The organism is Fusibacter ferrireducens, from assembly GCF_015352425.1.
Classification (GTDB): Bacteria; Bacillota; Clostridia; order Peptostreptococcales; family Acidaminobacteraceae; genus Fusibacter_A; species Fusibacter_A ferrireducens.
In genome coordinates, this window is record NZ_JADKNH010000009.1 from 162,342 (window position 1) to 180,592 (window position 18,251).

The following is an 18,251-nucleotide window of genomic DNA, read 5'->3' on the forward strand; positions in this document are numbered from 1 at the left end:
TTACTGCCCTAGCTGACTGAGTAAAGAAGAGCCTTGGGACTGCATCTGTGATAATGCAGATTCCATTCTTGCAAACATTTTATAATAACTATTTTCCTTATCTGCAATAGAATCAATTAATGATTCTATTCGCTTATCATATTCTTTGATCTCTAATGAAAGGACACTTGACGAAAAGCTAATGTCACCTTCAACACCTGCTTTCATGACCAATACACCTTTATAACCATCTGTATCACGTGTTAATCTCGTATAGTCTTTCAAAAGATCTAAAATTCTATTGCCAACACCATTTTCATTGTAACGAGTAGATCGATTATCATAATCCGTGTAGGGCACATCAGAACCTTTTGTAAAGAGATCGACAACTTTATCGAAATTGTCTTCCAAAGCATTTTTTAGCTCGGTCTCATCTATAGTCAATTTTCCCTTGTCATTATAATTTTTTGTCGATATGCCTATATCCTTCATTGTGAGACCAGCACCATCAACTGGATCAATAAAAGTACTCCTCAACTTTCTTACAAGTGTTGAAAGTTCTGAGGAACCTCTAAGAATTCCCTGTTTCGCCTTTTCTTCCCATTTCTTTATTTCATCCTCGGAAAGCGACTCTCTTTCTTCATCTGTCAATGGTTCATAATCATAATTTTTTTTCTCACTTACTTTTATGTTAATATATTCTATCAACTCATTGTATTCTTTTACAAAATCCTTTATATTGTCTACAACTTCTGAAGTATTTAAATCTATCTTAATATCGATTGGATCGGCACTGAGCTCGTTTAGAGTATACGTCACGCCATCGTGAGTAAATTTATTGCTGCTTTGTACAATAGCAGTCCCATCTAAAACAAGAGTTGCATTCAAACCTTCTTCACGATTAACCAGTCCCAGATCTGAAACATTAAATATCTTTTTAAAAAAGAGCTCTGCTGAAGATCCTGTTTGAATATCAATATTATTAACTGTACCCTCTTTTTCTGATTCCATTCTAACGGAATCTAATAGACTTTCATAAGTTATATTGACATTTGCATCAGAATCATTGATTTCAGAAATAGCCTCATCAATCGTCATAGAACTCTTCAAGGTTATTTCAACGCCATTTATCTCAAAGTTTTCTAAATCTGAATCTGAAAGATTGAACAAATCTCCTAGAGACTTTTCTTTGAAATCAAGGCTAGACACGCCATTTTCAAAGCCTAAACTCGTCATCGTATCTTGATTATCACCATAAGTATAGATTTTAACGTTACTTCCAACAACATCGAACATCAACTCACCGCCTACATCAGACACGACCGAGTTATATTCTGATCCGAATTCAGCTTCAATTTTTCCATTTATAGTTGTTATTAAGTCCCCTAATGTACTGCTACCAGCAATTTCAGCATCTGAAAGCTGTATTACTTCTGCATTGCCACCAATTGAAAGCGATAATTGAAAAGTCTTTCCAGACATTGCTGTTTTAAAAGCAGCTAGATCAAACCCATCAGTTTTAATCCCTCTTATATTCAAATCTTCGCCTGACCATGTATCCTTTGTTGCAAGTTGAGTGATTTCGTTAATCGTATGAGTGTTGTTTTTCATACTTGAACCCGCCGTCACACTTACCTTAGTTGATGTCTCACCGGCAACTGTCACCGATGCAGAAAACTTGCTAAAGGATGTTGGCGAGGAGAGATTTTGCTTCGAATTGAGAACATCAAAATACTTCGACTGCAAACTTTGCACTTTTAAAATGATATTTCTGTATTCTTCTTGCTGCCACGTTGAATAAGTTCTTTCCTTCTTTACATTATCAACACGCAAATTTTCAACTTTCATCATGTCTTGAATCATTTTATCCGTATCAAATCCAGACACCATTCCTGAAATTCTTAAATTAGACATACAATCACTTCCGTTTCACATATCATCGCTTACGCTTTTTCATCTACAACCAACCCGGCAATTTCCCACATTTTTGCAATCATATCTTGAATTTTTCTAGGTGGAAATTCCGCAATAACATCACCCGTCTTTGTATCCTTTACAGTATACATAACGGTGTGTGTCACCGAATGTACCGAACGTTCAATTGTTCGATTATAGCCTTCTAAATTTTTGTTTGCCTGCTCAACCGATTTTTTTAATACCTCGTCTTCAAATAGGCTCTCATCATTTGATTTCTGAACCATCTCTACCTTAGAGACCTTCTTTGAATTCTCAAAATTTTCAACTTGTTCACCCTTTTGCACTAAGCTACTTTGTGCTTCCATGCGTATATTTGACGTAGCTTGTACATTTGTATTCATTGGATTAATTTTCATTTAAAAAACTCCCCTTCCATGGAATAGTCTTCATTATTATATTATGTATATCGGCAGATTTTGAAAAAAAATTAGTCTGCTCCCTAAAATTATGAAAAATTCTCCATTGCATGGTTTAATAAATTAATTTCGCTTTGAATGATTGTAAACTGATTATTTAGGGCCTCCTGCTCTACTTTTGTAAGTTCAGGATTCATCGCCAGTAACGCCAATTGACGCGCTAATAATAGACGTTCCTCAATCATATCTAAGAGTTCTACTCTATTCTTAACTTCTAAAAGTTGTAATTCCAGTTTTTCTCTATCGTTATCCGTCAATGCCACCCTCTTTCAATTTCAATATTATATGCATGAATTTATTTTTTGAATAGATCTCTCAAAATAAACATCTCAATATGTAAGAAAAGCCAGAGACAAGCTCTGGCTCATAAACTGCATTAATTTTTATCTCAATAATTGTAATACACCTTGAGGTGCTTGATTAGCTTGAGCTAACATTGCTTGAGCAGCTTGTTGAAGAATGTTATTCTTAGTGAATTCCATCATTTCAGAAGCCATATCTACATCTCTGATACGAGATTCAGATGCTTGCAAGTTCTCAGCAGATGTGTCAAGGTTTTTAATTGTGTGTTCTAATCTGTTTTGAACTGCACCAAGTTTAGCTCTTTGATCAGAAATTGAAGTTAAAGCGGAATCAATTACATGAATTGCAGCAGTTGCACTATCATGGTCTGATACATCCAATGCAAATTCAGTTACATTACCATCAGCTTCAACACTAGCAGTTGCTTTGTATTTTGCTTCGTAGTTTACACCATCAACAGTAACTGTCTTAGTTGCAGCACTTACTGTTGAACTGATTTCTAACGCTTCAGATCCAACGTCATCAATGCCTATAGAAATTTTTTGTCCTGTATTTGCACCAATTTGCATTTGTACTGAATTATCACCTACACCATCTTCAACGATAAATGTGGAGTCATCGCCATCTGCAATCGTATCTTCTGTTTGAATTTTAACGCCAGATGCACCGAGTGTAACTTCGTCACCAGCAGTGAAACCTTGGCTGTCAACAACAACAGTTTCATATGAACCATTGTTATCAGCATCCATCTTCAAACTCATTTTTAAGTTATCTTCAGAATCTTTTACTGCGAAGAAGATACTACCAGTATCACCAACAGTTGCAGCATCGTAAGTCAAGCTAAGATTAGTAGAACCAAAATCTACAGTAGCGCCTGCGCCATTGTCAACAACTACAGATGAATACGTTGTCGTACCATCAGCAGATTTTAAAGTTGCAGTGGTTTCCGCAGAACTTGCTACTGCGACATCAATTACATAGTCCCCATCTGCAGCAGCTGCTAGAGCTGTAGCATCCAAGTCAATTAAAACGCCATTTGCAGCAGTTCCCACTTGAATATTGTTAACGATACCAGGTGTTGAACCCAAATCATTTTCAGTAAATGTGAAGTCACCAGTTCCATCTGCAGGAGCACCAGCACCATTAGCCACTAAGCTCACTTCATAAGTGTCCGTATATTGGATGTTTGTGTTATAAGAGTTTCCTCTTACAAATTCGCCACTGTTATCAGTTACATCTATGCTAAAAGAACCACCATCCGTAAACTCGAAAGTTACAGTATCTAATACAGCACCATCAGCAATTACGCCACCAACAGGTGCTGCTGGAACAGTAGCAGTTTCGCCAGTCGATACTTGAGTAGCCGTAACTTTATTCGATATAGTCAAAGCTGAAGTATATTGCGCATCATCGTATTTATCTGCGCCACCAGCTCCACCGTCTAAACCACCACTATGGTCTGATGATGCCCATAACGCAGCTAAATCTACATCTATACTCACATCTCCTAGTTGTAAAGTTGTAGCACCAGAAGTTGCAGTTACATCAACACTAATGCTCGCTCCCGCCATAGCAACGCCATCTTCTAATAGTTCGAAAGTATAAGATGCTTGAGCAGCACTATCATCAGTTTGTTGAATTCCTATTGTATAGGCATGTGCGGCATCATCTAAAGTGGAATCCGCAGCAATTCTTACAGCTGTAACTTCTGTTAATGCTCCAGCATCTGAAACATCTGCAGACGTAGTGATTGTATAAGCACCTTCTGTAGCATCGATGTTTGCAACATTGCTAACACCACCTGTATTAATTGCTAAAACAGTCTCTTGTGTATACTTATTAACCACGATATCCACATCGCCAGCAGCTAAATCAGATGTTGCGTCAATACTTACATCGTTAGTTCCACCAGCTAGAAGAGCTGTAGCAGCGGCATTTGCACCTGCATAAGTGGCACTTTTAGCATCAGCAGATGTAGCAATTACGACTTCATAAGAACCTTCAGCCAAAGTGACATCACCAGCAACAGTTTCACTGACAGTTGCTGTACCAGCAGCTAAAGTTGACGATTGATTGTCTGCTAGTCTTTGTTCTATTTCATTTACTACACTAACTTCATATTTACCGTTGTCTACCGTAGACTCTAAAGTGATATCGCTCGTACTTGCAATACCGTTTAAAACAGCTGGCACGTCCGTATCGATAACTTTTGCAGCCGCATTTGCTGATAAATCACCATTTAATAATTTTTTCTTATTGAACTCAGTTGTTTCAGAAATTCTATTAATTTCTGATGTTAATTGATCCATTTCACTTTGAATAGCAGTACGATCTACATCTTCATTTGTATCATTAGCAGATTGAACAGCCAGTTCTCTCATTCTTTGTAAAATAGCTTGTGACTCGTTTAATGCACCTTCAGCCGTTTGAACTAAAGAAATTGCATCTTGAGAGTTTCTAGAAGCTTGATTTAAGCCTCTAATTTGACCACGCATTTTTTCAGAAATTGCTAGGCCCGCAGCATCGTCGCCTGCACGGTTGATTCTGTAGCCAGATGATAATTTCTCAATTGATTTTGCGCCGTTGTCACTGTTAATCCCCAATTGTCTATGGGTGTTCATTGCCATTAAGTTATTATTAATTCTCATATCTATTCCTCCTTGAATTAGATGTTTTCTAGAATCCTTTCTAGAAATGGGTATGGAATTTAACCTTTGCGGCCGTCATTGGTTAAATTCTCTAATACATATATCGGTTCAAAAGTAAAATACTTTAGTCCCACATCGTTTTTTTTTAATAATTTTTTATTTTTTTATTTTCCCCGAAAGCTCTGAAAACTTATTCTTTGCAAGTAAGGCTTCTTTATTGCTTTCTTGAATTTTCTGCACAACCTCACTCCTGTGAATGATAACATCTTTTGGCGCATCGATTCCTATTTTAACTTTCCCATCTTCTATACTCATAATTTGAATAACAATGTTATCGTTAATGATAATACTCTCATCTTTTTTTCTAGTCAGCACTAACATGATGCGGCTCCCTTATCAAAAATAAAATATTTTACAGTTGGGATTTCAGGTACAATCACTTGTTTCGCTAAATTATTTTTATTATTGACAATACATGGTGCAGCTATGTTAATAGACGTTTTCTCTACATCATCCGGGATTGTTGTAATCGTATAGACAGAAATATCTTGCACAGACTCTATCTCCAACTTACTGACAATTTCTTCTGACAGATTAAAATCATAATTATTTACAAACAAAAAGGGATCTGTGATAATAAATGCAATCTCATCTTTTTCCACTGACTGTAAATAATGAAATGGTAATTCCGCGTCATTTGAAAGCACAATAATAAACTTGTGATAATCTTCAAACCCTGGTAAACCATCCATAAAATTGATCACGTTGCTTTCATTATACTCCAAAACGCCTAAATGACTTGTTTCGATTTGCATGTTGACCTCCCATTATTCTTTTCTTTGAAATCTAAATTGAATGCTTGAATATTGCTTGACAAAATAGTTAACCTCCCAAGGGGTATAATCCATTTTTACCTTTTCGCTTTGAGTTTGATTGGAAACTTGTCCCCTCTTGACATTATAATTTATGTCGCCTTTAATCAGCTCAATTTTAGGTCTGGAAGTTGGTATACCTGCATAGTTAAATTCATGTTGAAACAATTCGTACGCATTACGCTCTGCTTGATCTGGTATTGGATCATTGTTGATGTGAATGTCAGACCAACTGTTTCCATCCTGTACAATTCGATCAATGCCAAGTTGTAAGGCTTGCATACCATAACTTACTGCGTCATCCATAAAAGCTTTAATATTTTTTAATCCCACTTCCGAAAAACATTCTGTTTGATCAATTGATATTTTAGGCTGTTCACTCTCCATCTCAAGTTCCGGTTCTTGAGTTTCGAGAGATAATACCTTTTTCCCATTCCCACTCTGCTCTAGATTTCCTTGTTTAACATTCCAATCTATGATCATGGGGGTAGTATTGATTTCAATTGCCATAAGATCACATCCTTCTAGTATCTTATTGAATGAAATCCACCAGAGAAGGCTGTATTACTTTTGCCCCTACTGATAGAGACGCCCTATATATATTTTCCAAATTTTTAAAGAGCATAATGGACTCTGCCATATCAACATCTTGGACATTGCTCATTAAACTTGTAAAAGTCAACTTGTTATCACTTACTCTATTAGAAATAAATTCAACCCTATTGGTTTTACCACCCACTTCTCCCATGGCAGTCAATACACGGTCTAGATGCATATCTAACTTGGTTAAAGAAGCATCTATTACAGCATCATCCTTTACTTCAAAGGCAGCACTGAGCGCTTTTAAATCATGAACCAGTTCACTTTCTTTTGTAAATTGATAGTCAACTTCCAGAGTATGTTTCTCGCCATCATCTGTCCCTAATATTTTAAAATCAAGTGCTGCACCATCACCGCCGGTAATTACAACTTTATTCGCACCAAATTTATCATCCACTTGATTTTGAATTTCAGAAATCAGATCATTTACAGAAGACAATTTAGAAAAGTCAATTTCTATATTTTGAGGCTCACCATCTACTTTTAATATCAGCACACTGACATCTTTGGCATCATTCACCATTGAATCCGTTAAATGCGAGCTCGTTGATACAATAGAATCACCACTATCTGTTCCCAGCGTGTAGCTTGGTTCATTGCCTACACTTATCTCTTGAATCCCTGTTGATACGATCAAAGAAGAATCTATTGAAAAATTAGAATCAAAATTTTTAGGTTGAATGACAAGTTTTCCTTCTGGATTGTAATAGATATCTGCAATATCACCAAGTAAATTAGTACCATCCGTAGCTGTTTTATATGCATTCACAATATCATTTTGAGTTAAGGCGGTCACACTGCCATCCAGCGTGCTCTCATCAACTTGGAAAGTGGTTCCATTTATATTTAAGTCCAGTACATCACCAGCAGTGTAATCGTGAGTCAAATCAACATTTGTTTTAAGAAAAGATTTTGTGCCAAAGCTGACGCCATCACCATATTCTTTTGATTCAATAACCAATTTATCATTTTGATCAAAATAAATGTCCGCCATTTTCCCTAACGTACTTATTCCATTATCTGCTGCAACATTTGCCACATCTGCAACGTCAACACTGATGACATGTGTTCCTGCACTTGCAGCCGCTAAAGCTGAAGCATTTAAGTCAATTGAGATGCCATTCGCTAAAGTTCCTATTGGAATATCATTAACAATCCCAGGCGTAGCCGCTATATCTGCCTCAGAAAAGGTGAAATCTCCAAGTCCGTTTGCAGGTGCGCTTGCACCATCTGATACCAAGCTCACATCATACATATCAAGACTGGATACTGTCGTCAAATAACTGTTGCCTCTGACGATCCCACCTGCTGAATCAACCACATCAATAGACGCACTTCCACCATCTGTAAAATTGAAAGTGATGGTGCCATCTGTCCCATCAGCCAAAACACCAGAATTCGTAGCCATAGCAACTTCACCTGTTGAAACTTGAGTCGCAGTCACTAAATTGGATACTGTGAGTTGTACCGTGTTACCATTATAAGAACCATAAGTAGCGGCACCGCTCCCTGCACTGGTTTCATCTGCCCACAAAGCAGATGGATCTAAAGAAAAGGTCACATCTCCCAGTTGAATATTTGTAGCTCCAGAATTAGACGTTACCGTCGTCATTGCAGATTCCAAAACACCTGAAACAGATCCTACTAAATTCAGTTGATAAGCAATAGAACCATCCGTCTCATCGGCGTCTAACTGGTTTATTTGGATTGTAAAATCCTCTGCACCATCATTTAGTGTACTACTTGGATCAATCTCAATATTTGAGATCACATTCAAAGGAGAGCCCACGCCATTTGCTGCCGTTAGACTCGCAGCTGTTTTAATTAGATAATCGCCTTCAGTGGCATTTATACTATTAAATGAAAACAGGCCATCAATATCAATAGGCAGTACAGACTCTTGACTGTACTTATTAACGACGATATCATAGGCGCCCGTTGTCAAATCAGATGTTGGGCTAACCGATACATCATTCGTCCCCCCAGCAAGAATCGCAGCCGAATCCGTAGTGTCACCACTGTAGTTCACATTCATAGAATTAACAATTGTCGCTAATTTCAATGCTTCGATAATTCTGCTTTTAGTCAGGGGATCTGAAATATTGTTTGTCAACAAACTTTCATCTACATCATACTGAAGATCACCATAAGCTGTTCCCTTTAATTTTATATCCAAAACACTGGAACTGTAATCATGATTTAAATCAATCGACAACTCCGTTTTCGCTTTTGTAGCTTCCGTAGTTTCAGCACTTCGCTCAGCAAACAGTTCTTCAAAAAAATTGTTCATCGAAATCACGCCGAAGACATCTATAGGATGTGTACTCACTTCCATGGTTTCTCCTACAGAAACCTCAAAATTCAAAACATCCTTTAGTTTATTCCGCTCAGATGAAATATTGATATTATAGTTCCCATCTTCATCAAAAAGTGCTTGATCCGTCTCTAAACCAGAAAATATATAACGTCCTGCAATAGTTGAATTTCCAAGTACTATAATTTCCTTTGTCAACTGCTCAATTTCTGTTTTAATTTTTGTAGTATCCTCCGGATTATACGTTCCGTTAGAGGCTTGCACTGTTAATTCCCTAACTCTCTGCAATATCTCTTTCACATCGTCTAAAGCACTTTCTGTAACTTCTAACCAACCTAAACTATCACTTATATTTTCAGCATACTGCTCTGTTTCTCTGATGTCTGCCTTGTATTTCAAAACTTGCGTAATCCCCACCGGATCATCTGAAGGCCTTTGGATTCTCTTCCCTGTGGACAATTCATTTTGACTTTTGGCCATCCCTGTCAAATTTCGATTTGCATTCCATAACATATCCTTAATAAGCATACTATTCGTTATTCTCATATGTCGTCACCTCTATCTTCCAACAGTACCAAGTCGATTAACCAGCAAATCCAGCATCTCATCAAAGACATTTATCATTCTAGCACTGGCATTATAAGCCGTTTGAAATTTGATCATATTTGCCATTTCTTCGTCTAACGAAACACCCATGACAGAATCTCTTGAAACACTAAACTCATTAACCAATTGAGCTTGATTGCTAGAAACTCGTTTCGCTTCTGCAGAGTCAACACCCAAGTTGGATACCAGAGATTTTACGTAATCTTCTGGAGAGCCCCATTCATATAGTTTGATATTGTGCCTTGTTGCAACCATGAGAAGTGCGTTATCATTACCGCCAGGAATGTCTTCTATACTAGAAGCGGCCGCAAAATTGTTAAGATCCTCCAAATCCGAAGCAATTGTAAGGTCACTTGACTTAATGCAATCTGTCACATAGTACCGATCATTGATCAGTTTGACCGATTTACCTTTAAAATCTGGATTATTCATCAATATTTTAGAGATATTTTCTCCTATTTTTTTTAATTTATCCTCTTCATTAAGACCACTCACTCCATCTAAAACAGACGAGGTTACCTCTACAGCTTGTTCGCCATCAAGGCCTTTATTGAGCAAATACGTCTTAAATTCTTCTGTGGACATATTATCAATTGTAAACATATAATACCCAGTTCCACCATTAAGTCCATAGCCTTTTTCATGAATGCCGTTCATAGTATCTGCTAAAACATCCACAAATTCATCTAATTTTGAAACATAATATGGAATACCCTTTTGATCACCGGATATATTGTCTCTTACATCTCTAAGTCCAGCAAGCTTCCCAGTGTCCACATCAAACGAATCACCATTTGACCACTGAACATCATAAATTTTATCATCATCGCTTTCATTTAGTTTGTCTACTCGGTTCACCAATTTTACAGATTCACTTCGAAAATGTGACACCATCAAATGACCATCTATCAGAACATGGAATCTATTTTGTTCATCTTCATAATAAGTTACAGGCACAAGCTCAGACATTTTATCGACAAGTACGTTTCTCTGATCTCTAAGATCATTAGCTTTGCCACCCTCAAGTTCCGTCTCATAAATAGACTTGTTTAAGGAAACTATTTGATTCGCATACGTATTGAGCTCATTAACTGAAGACTGAAATTGAGAATTCATGTCTCTCTGTAGTTGAGTCAGCATATTGGATATTCTCGCTACGCCATCTGTCAATGCTATCGTATTCTGTCTAAAAAGCGTTCGTGCAGTCAAGTCTTCAGCGTTTTTAGATAGCTTTTGCAAAGACTCGTAATAATTATCCAATAGTTTCCCTATACTTGAATCCGTGGGCTCATTAAATATACCTTCAATCTGTGAAAGCACACTTGACCTTGCCTCCCACTCTCCTTTTGTGGAAGTTTCACTTCTATATTTAAAATCCAAATATTCATCTCTAATTTGTTTAATAGCCGTAACATCAACACCAACGCCTATGCTCCCCATGCCTCCAGGCAACATTTGCGGTTTATACGCTTGAGTATTCATAACTTGTCTCGAATATCCCTCTGTGTTCGCATTTGCAATGTTATGTGATACAACACCTAAAGATCTTTGGTTCGCAAAAAGTCCCGACAGCGATATGCTGAGTCCTAAAAATGACGAAGCCATATTTTTTTCTCCTCTCATCGCATCCGTGCATAAATTTTCATTCCAATTTTCATACTGATCCCTTGATCATAAAACAAACCTTTTAACTCAAAACAACCCTCAAAAACATTCAAGCTAAACTCTCACATCAAAAATATTCTTCCGCTCTACTTGATCATCAACTGCATTTTTGGTGTATTTCGAATTTTCCGATGAAAGTTGTGTCAATAGATCGATGTTAAAGTTCACTAAGTTGATCTTCTCTTCTAACAGCTTAGAGTTAAATCTATTTTCATCTGCAACATTCTTTACCAACACTAAAAGTCGATCTTTTGCCTCAGAGATGAGTTTTCTTTCATCTTGAGGTAAGAACTGCATCAATTGCGTCACATTTTCTACAAACTCAACATTGTTTTCTCTTAGTACCAAGTCAACGACTTTTTCTCTGATCTCTTCTAGTTTGAACAGGGTGATCACAAGCCCCTGCTCTTCGGCTGCAAGTGCTTCTAGCTCACTCATTTTCTGTTCTTTAATGGCCACGCGTTTTCTTTTAGAAAGGTTTAAAATATCGCGATATATTTCTTCTTCCTTATTGAGTGTTAATGCCAATTGTTCCACACTTTTAGTCATACAACCGTCTCCTTTAATGCCTCTATACTCTAAGGCGCCATAAATCCTTGTGCATAAGCCTTTGGGCCCAATCTTCCTGCTCTAATATAATAACCGGACAGATCGTCCGGTATATGTAGGGGTTAAGAAATCGACTTTATTTTGTTAATCCCTTCAAAATATGCTCAGCAATTTGTTCTGCATTAGGCTTGTAGCTGCCAGAACTGATCTGTTCCTTAATTGCGTTGACTTTCTCGCTTCTGACTTCTGGAACAGCTTTAAGGGCTTGCATTGCCACTTGATGATCTCTCGCTTCACTTGAAATTTCAACTTTATCGCTTTTGAAACCTGTCTTCTCTGCTTCTTCAGTTTTCTTGACGTTCTTACCATAGGTCTTTAGAACGTTTTGAATATTTGGACTACCAGTAATTCTCATAAAAACACCCCCGTTCTTGCCGATTTCTCTACTATAGGTATCGGCAAAAACAGGGGTAAGTTTAGTCCTTTTTTAAATTATTTTTTTCTCTAATGTGCATCCCGCCACGTGGTCTATGTGAGTCATTACTATCCATACCCGCTTTAAGGCCATCCGTGAGGCTTCGAATACACTTGGGACAAAATCTACCGCCGCCATTTACCACTTCACCACAGCGTTCACAGAAAGAGATCAGTGCATTTGCACCCAAGACGATTTTGCCATCGCGTATCCACTTAAGAATCGCCTCTGTGGAAACTCCGGTGCCTATGCTGACATCTTTAACACCTGAAGTTGGATTGTCATAGATGTATTCCCTCACTTTAGTGAAATCGTCATCTATTGCCTCGTTACATCTCGAACACAAAGAGCTACTTGCATCCGGTGCCGCAAACAATCGATTACATTTTTTACAATTCTTTAAGTTGCCCAGTTTATTTTCTGTCATTTTCTCAAAGCCTCCCAAACCATCTATTGTCCCATGGCAAATGTGATACAATAAATCGCTTCAGCACCTGCCTCATATAGCACTTTAGAACATGTATTAACCGTTGTACCCGTGGTATAAATATCGTCTATAACAAGTACAATTTTGTTTTCAATTTTAATGCGCTCTTCTTGCGTTATCATTATAGCATCTTTTAACATCTGCTTTCTAGCGTCTTTATCCAATTTTTTTAATTTCTTTGTTCTTTTGCATCGTTTAAGTTTGCCCACTGGCATCTCTCTATCGAGCATCCTAATCAAAGCCTCTGCAATCAATTCGCTTTGATTGTAACCCCGCATCCATTTTCGCGTCCAATGAATCGGTGTCGGTACCATGACTTCTATTTGATCCAAAAGTTTTTCTTCAATTAAACGTTTGATCATGAGTTCGGCGATGCCTTTGCAGTATTCCGTTTTACCTTTATATTTCAATCCAAGGATCATTTTTTTGGCAAGTGCATCATAGTGTGTGCAGGAAATATGCCTTTTATAGTAATGAAACTGTTCTTGACACGTTTTACACTTATACTGATAAATTTCCAGTTGATCGTAGATCTGTTCAATAGGTCGATCGCATTTCTGACACTTGGCAGCCTCTACCTTAAGTTGGTCTAAACACTTCTCGCAAAAAAAAGACTCCGAAATACGAGACTCATATTCTAGATCACAACCTATGCAATTCAGTTTTTCAGGAAAAATTAGATCTGCCACATGTTCTATCATATATAGGTCACCCCTAGGTTTCAAATATAGTTTGCACCAACATTTCGTAAGTTTTTATCCAAAATGCGGACACTATTTCAAGTGTTCAGAATCATTTTGCCGCCTTCATTCTATCATAGACGGCACCCATATATCATCTCCACGTTTTTTCATAAGCACATCAATATGTTAGAGAGGGCCCAAACTTTTAACTTCTGATATTCTAGTCATTTTTTCATTCTAGTTATATTTTTATTCTAGTTACATTTAATATTTATTATTCTAGTTATATTTTTGTTTTGAGAGTTCCTCCCAAACATTCTTAAAGTGTGCAATCCGCCCCTTTAAATTTGAAAGCCTGCGTTCTTCATGTGTTTGGTGAATCATCTGATTCAAATATTTTTTGTCCCCTACGAGGACCACTAACTCTCTTGCACGTGTTATGGCTGTATACAAGATGTTTCGACTCATAAGCATAGGCGGGCCATAACTCACAGGCATGATCACCACCTTAAACTCGCTCCCCTGACTCTTGTGCACTGTTACAGCATAAGCCAATGTCAACTCGTCCAATGAAGCATAGTCATAGACCACTTCTTTTTCCTGATCAAACACCACTGTCATTTCCCGATAAACCTCATCAATCATAGTGATAAATCCAATGTCGCCATTGAAGACACCCTTCCCTTCTTCACCAAATCGATTGGTCCAGTCTATGTTGTAGTTGTTCTTAATCTGCATGACTTTATCGCCTTTTCGAAAGAGTTTAAAACCCACTTTCTTTTCCCCTTTTTCGGATGCCTTGGGGTTGAGCACACTTTGAAGCATGGTGTTTAAAGCATCCACGCCTACGCCTGTGCCCTTCATGGGCGCCAGAATCTGAATATCTTCCATGGCGCTAAAACCATAATAGTTTGGCAATCGATCCGTTACGAGCATTTCGATTTCTTTGAGGATCTGATCTGCTTTCGTACGTGAGATAAAGAAAAAATCCTTGTCTTTTTTATTGAGTATAGGTGCCTGTCCACGATTAATTTTATGGGCGTTTTCCGCAATCAATGACGTTTCGGATTGTCTATAAATTTCATCCAAACAAACGGAAGGTATCATACCCGAAGCCAATATTTCCTTGAGAACACTTCCAGGCCCCACAGAAGGGAGCTGATCTGAATCTCCCACGAGTATCAAATGGCTGCCGTCCTTAATGGCATCCAATAGCCGATACATCAAGAGGATGTCCACCATGGAGATTTCGTCGATGATGATCACATCTGCTTCAAGTGGATTTTGGTCATTTCTTTGAAATTCCATGTCGCCTTGAAACTCAAGCAATCTATGAATGGTTTTAGACTCTCTCTGTGTCGCTTCTGTCATTCTCTTAGCAGCCCTTCCAGTTGGAGCGGCCAGTAACACTTTTTTATCCAGTATTTCAAAGGCACTGATCACCGCATTGATGATCGTTGTCTTTCCAGTTCCAGGTCCACCTGTGATGACAAAAACGCCGCTTTCAAGGACCCTTGTCACTGCAAGTTTCTGATTTTGCCCCAAAAGAATGCCTCTTTCTTCTTGATATGCCTCAATAAACTCATCTACAAAAGTTTGAGGTGGCTGATTGTTCATCATCATGAGCTTGACGAGTTTAAGGGCAACCTGTTGCTCAGCATAAAAAAGCGTTGGCAGATACACCGCCAAATCAGTGAATCCGTCTCCGTTTTCATCATGATCCAGAGGCATATGATCTATTTTCGGCGACATCTGTTCCACTTGTACGTCCCCTTTAACAGCAAGCTCTGCAATCATTTGCTCCACTAAGTCACCGGGAATCCCCAGTTCGCGTTCTGTTAAATAACAAAGTGTCTTTTTCCCCAGAAAGCTGTTGCCACTTCCCGCTTCTCGATTTAATATATATTGAATGCCAGAAGCTATTCTAAAGGGAGACTTCGACTCAATCCCCATCTTCTGAGCAATTTGATCCGCAAATCTAAAACCAATCCCACTGATTTCATCGGCTAGAATATAAGGGTTGGTTTCAATTTTCTCTATGGCCTCCAGTCCAAATTTTCGATAAATTTTCATGGCCATGTGAACAGTTATGTTAAGATTTTGAAAATACATGATAAAATCTCTGAGTTCATATTGCTCTTTATAAGATAAAATAATTTGTTCGAGTTTTTTGGGACCAATGCCCGGTATTTCAAGTAACCTCTCTGGATTTTCATGGATGACTTCAAGTGCTTCTTCCCCAAAAGCTTGCATCATCAATTGTGCAGTCGCTTCTCCAATCCCTTTAATTACACCTGAACTCAAGTATTTAAAGAGTTCATCTCTCTCTTTGGGTTTCACATGTTCCAAATAATTGACGGTTAATTGCTCCCCATATATGGGATGTATCTCAAGTTTACCCGAAACACGAAGTCTGTCCCCTGATTTTATAAATGGGAGAACCCCTTTTATACAAATATAATCTTCATGTGTATTGAGATTGGCAATCATAAATCCCGTTTCGTCATTTTGAAAAATGATTTCCTCTATAATCCCTTCATACACTAAATTCTCCGACATTTTAGGCAATCTCCCATTCGATTTATTAGATATTAGAACTCATGTTCATAGTTTATCATAGTTTTTAAGCTTTTTCAGTGTCAATCTGACTAAAATAATGTAAAATAGAATAGGGTTTCCTTTCTAATTTTTAAAATAAGGGGTTATGGGCAATTGTTCTTAAAAAAATGGGGTCAAAAACTGTATATAGAATGTTTAATCATCTTTGTGTTTCTATCTGATCTAGCGGCACGCATACCTTCGATCGATCAGCTCAACGACTGGTGTACGACACCTTATGTCTTCACGTATCAATACGGTATCCATTCACGCTATCTCGTGGGGAGTCTATTCAATCTTTTACTCAATCCAATCAGCATCAAACGATTGTACTTCTTTATTTTACTCTCTATTATAATTCTCATTATTCTATTTGCCTATTTTCTTGGGCAAATCCTTAGACGCGCGCAATCTGAATATCGAACTGCGGCACTTATTTTTATGGCATTATTTTGGGCAAGTCCCTTTTCCATATCTTTTTTGTTTTATTGGGGCAATTACGGTCGACTGGACCTATATCTCTTGATTTCAGCACTGCTCTCATTGATCCTTATCCCAGTGCCAAAATGGCGGTGGTTCACACCTGCCCTACTTTTAATTGGCATGGCAACACATCAAGTTTTTATATTTACTTATTGTTTCATTATATTAGGGGCGCTTTTTATAGAAGCTGTTGAAAAGCATTTTGATCTTAAAAGCAGTCTCTTATTGACGGTTTCTCTTGTGGTGACTTCAGCTTCGTTTTTGTACTTTCAGTTTTATTCATCCGCAACGGATTTCATAAATGCTGAAGCCGTTTTAAAACATTTTAGCGCAAAATCCAATATTCCTGTCAACCAGAAGATGATTGAATTCGAATACTTTAAAACCATCACTGATCACCTCTCTGAGTTCGTAGCGAACGGTCTATGGGATAGAATATATTCTGGCATCACTATTTTAATTTTATTAAGCCCTGTGATCATTCTACTTTTTAAATTGTGGCAAGTCCTTTATGAAAAAGCCACTTGTAAGTGGGGCTATGCACTTTTGATGTGCATTCCGTTCACTTCGATGCCTGCCTTTATGCTCACCATTGATTGGGGGAGATGGTTTTCCGCTGTCTTTATCACGCAATTTTGCCTGTTCTTTTACATGCTCTACCGCAAGCATTCAGGCGCCATTTATGCGTTTAAAAAGCTTCAATCTTTTATCTTAAAAAACCGTGTTTTAACCGTTTGTTTGATCTTATATCTCACAACACTTGGCAAATTTGAAGCAGCAGGTCTTCTGACCTATGCCAATCGAATTGTGATGTTCGTTAAAACCTTATTTTGACCACTTAATCTAAAGGAGGCATCTATTTTTCAATGACGCTCAATATTCTATTTCCCGTTTTAAATGAAGAAAACCGCTTAGAACAGGGGATTCTAAAAACACTGGATTACTTGAAACATTTAGAAACGGTTACTTTCAAATTGACAATTGTGGACAACGGCTCCATGGATAAGACTGGAGAGATTTCCGCTCGTCTCTGCGAAATGCATTCAGAAGTTGAATACATTCGAATCTCTGAAAGAGGCGTCGGCGCCGCTTTTAGAGCGGGTGTGGCTGAAAATACATGTGATTATGTGGGCTATATGGATGTGGACCTCTCCACGGATATCCATCATCTTGAAGAAGTGATTACGCTCTTTAAGACACACCATAGCATCGATGTGATCAACGGTTCTAGATTGAATAAGGCTTCCCATACAATCGGCCGAAAATGGTACCGAAATCTATCTTCTTACGGCTTAACCTTTCTACTCAAACTCTTTTTACAGATGAAGGCAACGGACAGTATTTGTGGGTTCAAATTTTTTAAGCATCAAGTTGCCAAAGAGCTCATTGCACTTTCTTCGGATGAGAAGGGTTGGTTTTTTATAATAGAGCTTTTATTGCGTGCAGAACGGCTATCCTATCAGGTGGTTGAACTTCCCGTGAGATGGGAAGATGACCACAACACCACTGTGCATTATTTTAAACTGATCACTAATTATCTCATTCAAATCAAACGACTATTTATAGAATTTCACTTTAAACATTAAAAAAAGGATG

At 37.8% G+C, this 18,251-nt stretch carries 15 protein-coding genes and 2 pseudogenes; 2 read left to right on the forward strand and 15 right to left on the reverse strand.

All coding sequences use genetic code 11. The features are described from left to right. The 15 genes and pseudogenes from fliD to recD2 all read right to left on the reverse strand — a co-directional run bounded on the left by fliD (nt 1) and on the right by recD2 (nt 16,133). Entirely contained in the window at nt 1–1,893 is a 1,893-nt protein-coding gene (gene fliD / locus ISU02_RS15425) for a flagellar filament capping protein FliD (protein ID WP_194702734.1), read from the reverse strand. A gap of 29 nt (nt 1,894–1,922) precedes the next feature. Then, on the reverse strand, nt 1,923–2,312 hold the full coding sequence (locus ISU02_RS15430; protein WP_194702735.1) for a flagellar protein FlaG: 390 nt from the start codon (nt 2,310–2,312) through the stop codon (nt 1,923–1,925). Nucleotides 2,313–2,401: 89 nt separating this feature from the next. After that, nucleotides 2,402–2,629 carry a hypothetical protein gene (locus tag ISU02_RS15435; protein ID WP_194702736.1) on the reverse strand — a complete coding sequence of 76 codons (228 nt, stop codon included), beginning with the start codon at nt 2,627–2,629 and terminating at the stop codon, nt 2,402–2,404. Between the two features lie 126 nt (nt 2,630–2,755). Further along, nucleotides 2,756–3,055, reverse strand: a pseudogene (locus ISU02_RS24485) (flagellin); the annotation flags it as partial. A gap of 1,847 nt (nt 3,056–4,902) precedes the next feature. Beyond that, a pseudogene (locus ISU02_RS15445) lies at nt 4,903–5,323 on the reverse strand (flagellin N-terminal helical domain-containing protein); the annotation flags it as partial. Nucleotides 5,324–5,479: 156 nt separating this feature from the next. Next, nucleotides 5,480–5,704: a carbon storage regulator CsrA gene (gene csrA, locus ISU02_RS15450; RefSeq protein WP_194702737.1), complete on the reverse strand. Its 225-nt coding sequence runs from the start codon at nt 5,702–5,704 to the stop codon at nt 5,480–5,482. Then, nucleotides 5,698–6,138 (reverse strand): flagellar assembly protein FliW, encoded by a 441-nt coding sequence (gene fliW, locus ISU02_RS15455; RefSeq protein WP_194702738.1) that lies wholly within the window; start codon nt 6,136–6,138, stop codon nt 5,698–5,700. Before fliW ends, csrA begins: the two co-directional genes overlap by 7 nt. A gap of 12 nt (nt 6,139–6,150) precedes the next feature. Further along, on the reverse strand, nt 6,151–6,705 hold the full coding sequence (locus ISU02_RS15460) for a DUF6470 family protein (RefSeq protein ID WP_194702739.1): 555 nt from the start codon (nt 6,703–6,705) through the stop codon (nt 6,151–6,153). Between the two features lie 22 nt (nt 6,706–6,727). Further along, nucleotides 6,728–9,655 carry a flagellar hook-associated protein FlgL gene (gene flgL, locus ISU02_RS15465; protein WP_194702740.1) on the reverse strand — a complete coding sequence of 976 codons (2,928 nt, stop codon included), beginning with the start codon at nt 9,653–9,655 and terminating at the stop codon, nt 6,728–6,730. A 12-nt stretch (nt 9,656–9,667) separates the two neighbouring features. Next, entirely contained in the window at nt 9,668–11,320 is a 1,653-nt protein-coding gene (gene flgK / locus ISU02_RS15470) for a flagellar hook-associated protein FlgK (protein WP_194702741.1), read from the reverse strand. Nucleotides 11,321–11,434: 114 nt separating this feature from the next. Beyond that, nucleotides 11,435–11,929 carry a flagellar protein FlgN gene (locus ISU02_RS15475; RefSeq protein WP_194702742.1) on the reverse strand — a complete coding sequence of 165 codons (495 nt, stop codon included), beginning with the start codon at nt 11,927–11,929 and terminating at the stop codon, nt 11,435–11,437. Nucleotides 11,930–12,065: 136 nt separating this feature from the next. After that, a complete protein-coding gene (flgM, locus tag ISU02_RS15480) occupies nt 12,066–12,344 on the reverse strand; it encodes a flagellar biosynthesis anti-sigma factor FlgM (RefSeq protein ID WP_194702743.1) in 279 nt (92 codons plus the stop codon). Between the two features lie 61 nt (nt 12,345–12,405). Beyond that, on the reverse strand, nt 12,406–12,831 hold the full coding sequence (locus ISU02_RS15485) for a hypothetical protein (RefSeq protein WP_194702744.1): 426 nt from the start codon (nt 12,829–12,831) through the stop codon (nt 12,406–12,408). A 23-nt stretch (nt 12,832–12,854) separates the two neighbouring features. Next, entirely contained in the window at nt 12,855–13,592 is a 738-nt protein-coding gene (locus ISU02_RS15490; RefSeq protein WP_194702745.1) for a ComF family protein, read from the reverse strand. A 261-nt stretch (nt 13,593–13,853) separates the two neighbouring features. Further along, on the reverse strand, nt 13,854–16,133 hold the full coding sequence (gene recD2, locus ISU02_RS15495; protein ID WP_194702746.1) for an SF1B family DNA helicase RecD2: 2,280 nt from the start codon (nt 16,131–16,133) through the stop codon (nt 13,854–13,856). A 153-nt stretch (nt 16,134–16,286) separates the two neighbouring features. On the opposite strand from recD2, the gene ISU02_RS15500 reads away from it, so the two are divergent. After that, complete coding sequence (locus tag ISU02_RS15500; protein ID WP_194702747.1) at nt 16,287–17,489, forward strand: hypothetical protein; 1,203 nt, start codon at nt 16,287–16,289, stop codon at nt 17,487–17,489. A 32-nt stretch (nt 17,490–17,521) separates the two neighbouring features. Next, entirely contained in the window at nt 17,522–18,241 is a 720-nt protein-coding gene (locus ISU02_RS15505; protein WP_194702748.1) for a glycosyltransferase, read from the forward strand. Nucleotides 18,242–18,251 lie beyond the last annotated feature (10 nt).

Excerpts from the sequence above, each read along its gene's own strand:
- ISU02_RS15490 (WP_194702745.1), bottom strand. The coding sequence starts at position 13,592 with ATGATAGAACATGTGGCAGATCTAATTTTTCCTGAAAAACTGAATTGC.
- flgL (WP_194702740.1), bottom strand. The coding sequence starts at position 9,655 with ATGAGAATAACGAATAGTATGCTTATTAAGGATATGTTATGGAATGCA.
- csrA (WP_194702737.1), bottom strand. The coding sequence starts at position 5,704 with ATGTTAGTGCTGACTAGAAAAAAAGATGAGAGTATTATCATTAACGAT.
- fliD (WP_194702734.1), bottom strand. The coding sequence starts at position 1,893 with ATGTCTAATTTAAGAATTTCAGGAATGGTGTCTGGATTTGATACGGAT.
- flgK (WP_194702741.1), bottom strand. The coding sequence starts at position 11,320 with ATGGCTTCGTCATTTTTAGGACTCAGCATATCGCTGTCGGGACTTTTT.
- flgM (WP_194702743.1), bottom strand. The coding sequence starts at position 12,344 with ATGAGAATTACTGGTAGTCCAAATATTCAAAACGTTCTAAAGACCTAT.
- ISU02_RS15460 (WP_194702739.1), bottom strand. The coding sequence starts at position 6,705 with ATGGCAATTGAAATCAATACTACCCCCATGATCATAGATTGGAATGTT.
- fliW (WP_194702738.1), bottom strand. The coding sequence starts at position 6,138 with ATGCAAATCGAAACAAGTCATTTAGGCGTTTTGGAGTATAATGAAAGC.
- recD2 (WP_194702746.1), bottom strand. The coding sequence starts at position 16,133 with ATGTCGGAGAATTTAGTGTATGAAGGGATTATAGAGGAAATCATTTTT.
- ISU02_RS15475 (WP_194702742.1), bottom strand. The coding sequence starts at position 11,929 with ATGACTAAAAGTGTGGAACAATTGGCATTAACACTCAATAAGGAAGAA.
- ISU02_RS15485 (WP_194702744.1), bottom strand. The coding sequence starts at position 12,831 with ATGACAGAAAATAAACTGGGCAACTTAAAGAATTGTAAAAAATGTAAT.
- ISU02_RS15505 (WP_194702748.1), top strand. The coding sequence starts at position 17,522 with ATGACGCTCAATATTCTATTTCCCGTTTTAAATGAAGAAAACCGCTTA.
- ISU02_RS15430 (WP_194702735.1), bottom strand. The coding sequence starts at position 2,312 with ATGAAAATTAATCCAATGAATACAAATGTACAAGCTACGTCAAATATA.